Consider the following 8,355-nt stretch of genomic DNA (forward strand, 5'->3'; position numbering starts at 1 on the left):
AACCTGGCGGAAGTGCTGGCCTACAGCAGCGAGCTGGTGGCGGCACGGGCCATGGCCGAGGAGGCCTTGTCGATCGCGCGCGAGTTCGGTGACCTGCGGACCATCTCGTTTGCGCTGGCCGTGCTGGCGCAATCGTCCTTGTCGTCCGGTGACCTGCCCACGGCAAGAACGTGGCTGTCGCAGTGCCTGGCGGTCGCTCGCAGCATCGGGCCGTGGAATACCGCGGCCACGCTGACGATGTGGTCGCTGCTGATGCAGGAACTCAAGGACCTCGATGCTTCGCGGGCCGCGTTGCAGGAGAGCCTGCAGGGTTTCATCGCGTTCGGCGATCGTGGCGGTGCTGCGTATGCGCGGATGCAGCTGGCGAAAGTCGCGCAGGACCTCGGGGACCTGCCCGCCGCGAGGGCGGAATTGCGCCAGGCCTTCGATGGGCTGCCGCGCGGGCAGTACAACGAGTTGCTGGAATGGCTGGACGTGTTTGCGGGCGCGCTGGAGGTGCCCGGCCACGCTGTCGCTGCAGCGGGCGTGTGGGGCTGCGTGCAGCGCCACCGGGAAGAGCGGGCCCTGTTCTCGATGCGCCCCGCGCGGCTGCAGCGCCTGCGCGAGGTCGCGCGACACGCCCTCCAGGACGACGACGCCTTCGACCGTGCCTGGCAGGAAGGCCGCAGATGGTCGCTAGAAGAGGCCCGGGAGCAAGCCCGCAGCCTGCTGGCCGTGGGGGACTGAAGCCGCCGCTGCTCGCCAAACGCCAGGCGCCAGCTGCCTCCGATGAAGCCACCCCCTGCCTGGCGGCATGGCTTCAGCTGCCGGCTTCGGCCTCCGGGGCATGGCATGCCAACCCGATCTTGTTGCCCTCCGGATCACGCAAATACGCGCCGTAGTAGTCCGGGTGATAGTGCGGCCGCAGGCCCGGCTCGCCTTCGCAAGTGCCGCCATTCGCCAGGCCAATGGCATGCGCCTGGCGCACCGCCTCGCGGCTGGGCGCGAGGAAGGCCACCATCTGGCCGTTGCCGGGGGCATGGGTGCCGTCGTGCGGTGCGGCAATGACGAACAGCGGGCGGGCTTGGCCGGGGACTTGCCAGCCGGCCCAGGGGCGTGAGGGGTCGACGAAGCGTTGCTGCAGCCCGAGCGAGGCCAGCAGGGACTGGTAGAAGGCGAGCGCGCGCTCGAAGTCCTGCACGCCGGTGAAGTGGTGGGAAAACATGGCGCCATCTTGCCAGCCGCGGGCCGGCAACAATGCGGCTCCTGTCCAACGCCTGCGAAGAGACCACCATGCTTCACCAATCACTGCTCCTGCTGCATTTGCTGGCGGCCATGGCCTGGATGGGCGGCATGTTCTTCGCCTACTTCTGCCTGCGCCCGGCGGCCGCCGAGGTGCTGGAGCCACCACGGCGGCTGCCGCTGTGGGTGGCAACCTTCTCGCGTTTCCTGCCTTTCATGGCGGTGGCCGTGCTGCTGTTGCTGGGCTCGGGGCTGGCCATGCTGCTGCCGGTGGGCTTTCGCGCCGCGCCGCCGGGCTGGCATGCCATGTTCACGCTGGGCCTGGTGATGGCCGCGGTGTTCGCCTACCTGTACCTGCTACTGCTCCCCAGGCTGCGGGCGTTCTGCGATGCCTCGGCCTGGCCGGCTGCGGCGCAGGTGCTGAACCGCATCCGCCAGCTGGTGGCGCTGAACCTCGCGTTGGGCGTGCTCGTGGTGGTGGCTGCGGTCTCGGCACGCTGAGTCGGCTGCCGCAGCCTTGAACCGAGAGGCCGGGCCCCTCGCGTTGTTACTGACTCAATCGCCGGTGTCGCAGGCGATCTGCGTGCCCAGCGCGGTGCAATGCACCTGCGGGAAGTCGGCCGAATAGAGGTAGTCGCCAGCGTTGGTGACCTTCACACCGGACTTCTTCTTCGGCGTGAAGGGCTTGAAGTTGGCCGCGTCGTTGGTGCTGCCGCTGCCGACGTAGCGCGCCACGGTCGGGTACGGATACACCGGGCGGGACACGCCGGTCGTCGCGTTGTTGGCCACCAGTGCATAGGGCGCGGTGCCGGTCTCGACCCAGGACATCATCGGCGTGAGCACGTCGAAGGTGTTCGGGCCCAGGCCGCTGCCGCAGTGGCCCATGCCGGGGAACAGGTAGAAGCGGGCGAAGTCGTCGCTGTTGGCGGTGGTGCTGGTCATGGTCTCCCAGTACTGCAGCGTGCCCTGCGGAGAGATGTGCTGGTCGGCCCAGCCGTGCCACAGCATCAGCTTGCCGCCGGCTGCGGCGAAGGGCGTGAGGTTCGGGTTGGTGGCCGAGTACAGCTGCGAGGACTTGACCGTCTTGCGGTAGGCCGGCACTTTCCATGTCAGGTCGTTGATGGTGCGCGGGGTCGACGTGGCTTCGTCCAAGTACGGCTCATTGAGGTAGGTCTTGTACAGCCAGCTGGTGACGAAGTTCTCCGAGGAGGCGGTGCCGCCCTGCGCGTCGGGCATGTAGAGCGTCCAGTCCAGCTCGGAGCCCCATTCGCTGGCGATTTCCGGTTCCAGCCGGTGGCCGGCGACGGATTTCGCGCCGTCGTGGATGCGGAAGGCAGCGTCGGCCTGGGCCTGGGTCAGGCAGCCGGATTCATTGCCGTTGTTGGCGCAGACGAGGGTGTTGGTGTCGAACTTGCAGGCCCGCGGATCGTCGATGATGCCGTCGCTGACACCATCGAGCGCGTCGCAGGCGGCCACCACCTTGGCGTGGATGTACGGCAGGTTGCCACGCAGCAGCAGGTAGGTGTTGCGCGCGGGCAGCGGGATGGTGCCTGGCGTGCTCTGGTTGGTCAGCAGCCGGTTGGCATGGTGGTACGTGTTCTGCACGTCCATGTTGTTGGCCGGCGCGCCTGCGGTGATGCCGTTGAAGTCATTGGGGTACCTTTGTGCGGACATCAGTGCCTCGCGGCCGCCGTCGGAGCAGCCGTCGAAGTACGAGTAGGTGGCCGGCTGGCCGTAGAACTGCTGGATGACCGCCTTGGCCACCTGTGCGGTGACGTGCACGCCGCGGTAGGCGAAGTCGATCGCGGCCCAGGGGTTGTTGACGATCCAGGCAGAGCCTTGCGCGCTGGTGTGGCCCATGTTGGTGGTGGCCGTCACCAGTTGGCCCTTGACCACCGGCACGCAGCCGCTGGATTGCGTGGGGGCGCCGAGGTTGTCGTTGCCGCATTCGCCGCCGCAGCCGTTCTGCACGTAGCGTTGGGTCCAGGTTGCCATCGGCAGGTTCATCACGATGGAGCTGGCGCCCGGGCTGATGACGCCGCGCACCGCGCAGTACGCGGCCGGGTTGCTGGACGACACGTCCACCAGCGTCGCGCTGCTGAAGCTGACCTGGCCGCCGTCGTCGGCCACGCCGCTGAGGTTCAGAGCCTGGAAGGCCGGCAGCGAGCACTGCATCAGCGCCGGCACGGCCGGCAGGTTGGCAATCGGCGGGGCGGCGGTGGCAGACAGCGGCAAGGCCGCCGCGAATGCCGTCGTCAGGGCCCACCAGCTTGCGGCGCGCCGGCGCAGCATCGTTGTCTTCTCCATCTGTGTCTCCTTTGTGGTTGGACTTTCCACCGCGCCAGCCGGATCGATGACTGCGGGGTGGTCGGTCGAGGAGACTCTAGCGAGCGGCCTGCCCGCCTTGAAGATGACGCGAACCGGGGCGCGATAACCGATCCATCTCGTGGAAAACAAGCATGCGCCGAAGCGCTTCAGAGCTTGTGCGTGGACAGCAGGATGCTGGTCTCGGTGCTGGAGATGCCCTCGATGGAGCGGATGGCGTTGAGCACGCTGTCGAACATCTCCAGCGTGTCGGTGCGCAACTCGGCCATCAGGTCCCAGCGGCCATTGGTGGTGTGCAGGGCGATCACGTTGGGGTGGCCACGCAGCTGGCGTCGCACTTCTTCGGCGTGGTGGCCTTCGATCTCGATGCTCATGATGGCGCGGATGCGGTGCGCCTCGGCTTCGGGCCGCAGCCGCACGGTGTAGCCGACGATGGTGCCGTCGGCCTCCAGCCTGGCGATGCGGTTCTGCACGGTGGCCCGCGCCACGCGCAGCTTCTTGGCCAGGGCCACGACCGGCAGGCGGGCGTTGTCGCGCAGCAGTGCAATCAGCTGGCGGTCGGTGTCGTCCATGGGCGGGTACGCGCGCAGCAGTTTGCGCAGATCAGATGAAACACCTGGCGAAATGTAGGGTGGACCGTGCATTCTGCAAAAGACGGGTTTGCACGCGGCAAACCTCACAGGCCGCATTGATTTCGGCCATGCCTGCAACCCTGCGTTGGGGTACCCTGTGGGCTTCAGCAAGCTGCGAAAGGAGGTGATATGTCTTCATTCTCTTGGTCCGAGAGGGATCTCCCTACGTGATGTAGCCAGGTCCCAACCGACCCGCGGGCGCTGCCTCCATGTGAGCCAGCGCCCGTGCTTTTTTAAGGCTTTGCGGCCGTGTCCGACAGCTCACCGAACTTGTCGGCCACCAGCTCGATGAACGCGGAGACGGCCGAAGGCAAGTGGCGGCGACTGGCATAGACCAGGTGCACGCCGTGTCCCCTCCGATGGAACTGCGGCAGCACCGGCAACAGGCTGCCGGCGCTCAGTTCACGGCGCGTGATCGCCGCCGGCAGCAGCGCAATGCCCAGGCCGGCCAATGCCGCCTTGCGCAAGGCCTGCGATGTGTTGCCGCTGAACCGGCCGGCCACTTGCACCTCGGTGTCGGCGCCATCGCGCGCTGAGAGCCGCCAGGTCGCACGCCCGCTCGGGTGCGCGAAGACAAGGCAGTCGTGCTTGGCCAAGTCCTGCAAGGTGGCGGGTGCGCCCCTGGCTGAGAGGTAGGCCGGGCTGGCCACCAGGCCGTCCAGCCCGGCGTCCAACACCTGGCGCGCGAAGAGCCCCGAGTCTTCCAGCACCCCGCCCCGGATGGCGACGTCGATGCGGTCTGCAATCAGGTCGGCCCGCGCGTCGCTGAGGACGAAGTCCACGCGCACCAGTGGGTGCTTGGCGAGGAAATCCGCCAGGCATTCCATTGGAAAGAAATCGAAGAACTCGGCCGGCGCCGCGACCCGCACCAGCCCGCTGGGCACCTCGTTGCCAGACATCAGTGCCTGGCCCGCATCACCCAGGGTTTCCACGGCGCTGGCGCACCGGTCGTAGAAGTCCTGACCGGCGTTCGTCAGCGACAGCTTGCGGGTGGACCGCTGCATCAACCGCGTGCCCAGCCGCGCTTCGAGTTGCTGCACCCGGCGGCTCAGGGTATTGGGCGGTATGCCCAGGCGCCGCGCGGTCTCGGCAAAGCTGCCGCTGCGCACCACTTGCACGAAGACGGCGACATCGTTCAAGTCAAGCGCGGTCGAATTCATTGCATTTCTGGATGAGTTCAATCCGATTATGCCGCCTAGTCAATCAAAGATGGCTTTTCTATGCTTCTGCCATCGCATCACGGCTTCGCGACCCGCGGCGAAGCAGAAGTCAACCAACGAAGGACAACATCATGAACATCGGCATCATCGGTTCCGGCGGCCTTGGCAGCAACGTGGCTCGGGCCTTGGCGAAAAAGGGCATCGCAGCCACCATCGCCAACCGCCGCGGACCGGCCTCACTGGCCCCGCTGGTGGCGGAACTCGGCGCCAGCATCACGGCCGGCACAGTGGCAGAAGCTGCCTCGGCCGACATCGTGCTCGTCGCCGTGCGCTGGACCGACCTGGGCACCGCGTTGACGGGTCTGCCTGCCTGGAACAAGCGCATCGTCATCGACGGCACCAACCCCGTGGAGTTCCTCGATCCGAACTCGCCCGACGCCAAGGACCCGAGCAATCCGCTGGCCGCCTATGGCATCAAGGCCATCGACCTAGGCGGCCGCTCGTCGAGCGAAGTCTTCCAGGAACACGTGCCCGGCGCCCGCGTCGTCAAGGCGCTGAATCATCTGGACGTGAACGTGCTGGCGCAGCCCGAAGTGTCCGGCGGCCAGCGCGTGCAGTTCTATGCCGGCGACGACATGGAGGCCAAGCTTGCCGTGCGCAAGGTGCTGGAAGCGATCGGCTACTTCCCTGTGGACCTCGGCTCGCTGGCAGCAGGCGGCCGTTTGTCACAGCTGCCCTTCGGCGCCCTGTCGGCAACGAACTTCATCAAGATTTGAACCTGCCGCGGGGCCGCCATCCTTGCGCTCAAGCCGGCTTTTGAGATTCCTCAATCGCCAGGTCCCAGGGCGCTCGCTCACCGGCAAAGCGCGCTGCCAGGAAGTCCACCAGCAGGCGCAGGGCCAGCGGCTGGTGCTGGCGCGACAGATAGATGGCATGGATGCCGAGCACGCCGGGCTCGTGGTCCGGCAGCAGGTGCACCAGGCGACCGGTGCGCAGCTCATCGCCCAGGTAGTAGGTCGGCAGCATGCCGATGCCGGCACCGCTGAGCACGGCCCGCCGCAGCACCGCCGTCTCGTTGGTGTGAAAACTCCAGTTGACCGGCACCGTGATCGTCTCGTTGCCTCGGGTGAAGCGGTACTGCTTGCCGATGCCGAAGGCATGGGCGATGCAGCGATGCTGGCGCAGGTCTTCTGCGCTGTGCGGCTGGCCGTGCTGCGCCAGATAGGCAGGTGAGGCGCACAGCATCGAACGGCACAGCGCCAGCGGCCGCGTGATCATCGCCGGGTCCAGCGTGTTGGTGATGCGCACCGCCAGGTCGACCCGCTCCCCCACCAGGTCGCTGGCCTTGTCGCTCACCGACAGCACGATCTCCACCTGCGCGTGCAGGCGCTGAAAGTCGACCAGGGCGGCGGTGAGCTCGGCCTCGGCAAAGGAGCTGGAACTGGTCACGCGCAGCACCCCCGCCGGCTCACGGCCGCGCTCGGCGGCGATGTGCGTGGCCTCGTCCGCCAACTCCAGCAATTGCCGGCAGGAGGGCAGGGCGGCGGCCCCGGCATCGGTCAGGCTGACCTTGCGCGTGGTCCTGTGCAGCAGGCGGGCGCCCAGCCAATCCTCGGCGGCCGAGAGGTAGCGGCTGACCATGGCCGCCGACATCTCCAGATGCTCTGCCGTCTGGGTCAGGCTGCCGCGGTCGGCCACTTCCACGAACACGCGCGCGGCGGTCAAACGATCCATTGCGTCGATCCAGGCAACAAACAATCAATTGATATGGGCTTTATCAACCATATCGCAAAAAACTAAAGTCCATTCCGTTCCTTGCTTCCACCCACGGAGATCCCACCATGTTCCAGCCCCGCAGCCTTTCCCGCGGACTCACCCGTTTCTTCCTGCCCGCCTTGACCCTGGGTGTCGTTGCCGCCGCAGCCACAGGTGCCGCTGCTCAAACTGCCGCGCCGCTGACCGTGAAGGTCTACAACGCCGATGGCAACAGCTTCAACGTCAACGCCGTGGTGGTCAGCGGCAAGACCGAGGCGATGGTGATCGACAGCGGCTTCACCCGCGCCGACGCGTTGCGCGTGGCCGCCAATGTGCTGGACAGCGGCAAGACGCTCAAGACAATCTTCATCAGCAACGCCGACCCGGATTTCTACTTCGGCGCCGAAGTGCTGAAGGCCTATTTTCCGCAGGCCCAGGTGCTGACCACCCCGGCCGTGCGCGACAAGATCCAGGCCAAGCTGGCCGGCAAGCTGGCCTTCTGGTCGCCCAAGATGGGTGCCAACGCGCCGCAGAAACCCATCGTGCCTGAGCTGCTGCAAGGCACGACCTTGAGCGTCGACGGTGAGACCCTCGAAGTGCGCGGCACCACGGGCGAGCTGGCGCATCGGCCTTATGTGTGGATTCCGTCCATCAAGACCGTTGCCGGCAACATCGCCATCTTCGGCAATCTGCATGTGTGGACGGCCGACACGCAAAAGCCCAGCGAGCGCAAGGCCTGGCTCGCGCAACTGGACGAAATGGAGGCGCTGAAGCCCGCCACCGTCGTGCCCGGCCACATGGCCGCCGGTACCGCCCTGGACGCCAGCGCGATCCGCTACACCCGCGACTACCTGCTGCGCTTCGATGCGGAAGCCGCCAAGGCCAAGACCGCGGCCGAGCTGATCGAGGCCATGAAGAAGGCCTACCCGCAGGCCGGCATGGGCTTGGCGCTGGACATCGGCGCCAAGGTCAACAAGGGCGAGATGCAGTGGTGAGCCCCATGACCGCCATCCTGCATTACGTCTACGACCCGCTGTGCGGCTGGTGCTACGGCGCCGCGCCCCTGGTGAAAGCGGCCCGCGACGTCGTCGATGTGAAGGCACACGGTGGCGGCATGATGACCGGCGCGCGCCGCCAGGCCGTGACGCCGCAGCTGCGTGGCTTCGTGATGCCGCATGACGCCAGGATCGCGCAGTTGAGCGGCCAGCCCTTCGGCGACGCCTATGCCAACGGCCTGCTGCGCGATACCACGGCGGTGTTCG

General features: G+C 67.0%; 9 protein-coding genes and 1 pseudogene. 5 read left to right on the forward strand and 5 right to left on the reverse strand.

From position 1 onward, the window contains the following. The coding region (locus tag FKP22_RS32050; protein ID WP_170200899.1) for a tetratricopeptide repeat protein at positions 1–726 on the forward strand (726 nt) is incomplete at its 5' end. A 73-nt stretch (positions 727–799) separates the two neighbouring features. Here the strand turns inward: FKP22_RS32050 and FKP22_RS13875 are convergent. Next, entirely contained in the window at positions 800–1,204 is a 405-nt protein-coding gene (locus FKP22_RS13875) for a VOC family protein (RefSeq protein ID WP_141288074.1), read from the reverse strand. Between the two features lie 68 nt (positions 1,205–1,272). Between FKP22_RS13875 and FKP22_RS13880 the strand changes: the two genes are divergently transcribed. Then, positions 1,273–1,722 (forward strand): CopD family protein, encoded by a 450-nt coding sequence (locus tag FKP22_RS13880; protein ID WP_141288075.1) that lies wholly within the window; start codon positions 1,273–1,275, stop codon positions 1,720–1,722. A 54-nt stretch (positions 1,723–1,776) separates the two neighbouring features. Here FKP22_RS13880 and FKP22_RS13885 read toward each other — a convergent pair whose 3' ends face one another. From FKP22_RS13885 to FKP22_RS13895, 3 genes are all read right to left on the reverse strand, one after another. Then, positions 1,777–3,528, reverse strand: coding sequence for a tannase/feruloyl esterase family alpha/beta hydrolase (locus tag FKP22_RS13885; RefSeq protein WP_141288076.1), 1,752 nt, complete (start codon positions 3,526–3,528; stop codon positions 1,777–1,779). A 167-nt stretch (positions 3,529–3,695) separates the two neighbouring features. Next, the gene (locus FKP22_RS13890) at positions 3,696–4,118 is read right to left on the reverse strand and encodes an Lrp/AsnC family transcriptional regulator (RefSeq protein WP_141288077.1); all 423 of its coding nucleotides are present in this window, start codon (positions 4,116–4,118) and stop codon (positions 3,696–3,698) included. Positions 4,119–4,411: 293 nt separating this feature from the next. Further along, complete coding sequence (locus FKP22_RS13895; RefSeq protein ID WP_141288078.1) at positions 4,412–5,338, reverse strand: LysR family transcriptional regulator; 927 nt, start codon at positions 5,336–5,338, stop codon at positions 4,412–4,414. A gap of 131 nt (positions 5,339–5,469) precedes the next feature. Between FKP22_RS13895 and FKP22_RS13900 the strand changes: the two genes are divergently transcribed. Next, complete coding sequence (locus FKP22_RS13900) at positions 5,470–6,114, forward strand: NADPH-dependent F420 reductase (RefSeq protein WP_141288079.1); 645 nt, start codon at positions 5,470–5,472, stop codon at positions 6,112–6,114. 28 nt (positions 6,115–6,142) lie between these two features. On the opposite strand, the gene FKP22_RS13905 is transcribed toward FKP22_RS13900, so the two are convergent. Beyond that, positions 6,143–7,072, reverse strand: a complete 930-nt coding sequence (locus FKP22_RS13905; RefSeq protein WP_141288080.1) for a LysR family transcriptional regulator — start codon at positions 7,070–7,072, stop codon at positions 6,143–6,145. Between the two features lie 107 nt (positions 7,073–7,179). Here FKP22_RS13905 and FKP22_RS13910 point away from each other — a divergent pair, with 107 nt between their 5' ends. Both FKP22_RS13910 and FKP22_RS13915 read left to right on the forward strand, forming a co-directional pair. Beyond that, positions 7,180–8,088 (forward strand): MBL fold metallo-hydrolase, encoded by a 909-nt coding sequence (locus tag FKP22_RS13910; protein WP_141288081.1) that lies wholly within the window; start codon positions 7,180–7,182, stop codon positions 8,086–8,088. 5 nt (positions 8,089–8,093) lie between these two features. Further along, positions 8,094–8,355: pseudogene (locus tag FKP22_RS13915) on the forward strand (DsbA family protein); the annotation flags it as partial.

Origin of the sequence: Ideonella azotifigens, assembly GCF_006519715.1 — a bacterium.
GTDB classification, from domain to species: domain Bacteria; phylum Pseudomonadota; class Gammaproteobacteria; order Burkholderiales; family Burkholderiaceae_C; genus Ideonella; species Ideonella azotifigens.

What these genes read in the sequence shown, in the direction of transcription:
- FKP22_RS13895 (WP_141288078.1), bottom strand. Translation starts at nt 5,338, where the DNA reads ATGAATTCGACCGCGCTTGACTTGAACGATGTCGCCGTCTTCGTGCAA.
- FKP22_RS13880 (WP_141288075.1), top strand. Translation starts at nt 1,273, where the DNA reads ATGCTTCACCAATCACTGCTCCTGCTGCATTTGCTGGCGGCCATGGCC.
- FKP22_RS13885 (WP_141288076.1), bottom strand. Translation starts at nt 3,528, where the DNA reads ATGGAGAAGACAACGATGCTGCGCCGGCGCGCCGCAAGCTGGTGGGCC.
- FKP22_RS13905 (WP_141288080.1), bottom strand. Translation starts at nt 7,072, where the DNA reads ATGGATCGTTTGACCGCCGCGCGCGTGTTCGTGGAAGTGGCCGACCGC.
- FKP22_RS13910 (WP_141288081.1), top strand. Translation starts at nt 7,180, where the DNA reads ATGTTCCAGCCCCGCAGCCTTTCCCGCGGACTCACCCGTTTCTTCCTG.
- FKP22_RS13900 (WP_141288079.1), top strand. Translation starts at nt 5,470, where the DNA reads ATGAACATCGGCATCATCGGTTCCGGCGGCCTTGGCAGCAACGTGGCT.
- FKP22_RS13890 (WP_141288077.1), bottom strand. Translation starts at nt 4,118, where the DNA reads ATGGACGACACCGACCGCCAGCTGATTGCACTGCTGCGCGACAACGCC.
- FKP22_RS13875 (WP_141288074.1), bottom strand. Translation starts at nt 1,204, where the DNA reads ATGTTTTCCCACCACTTCACCGGCGTGCAGGACTTCGAGCGCGCGCTC.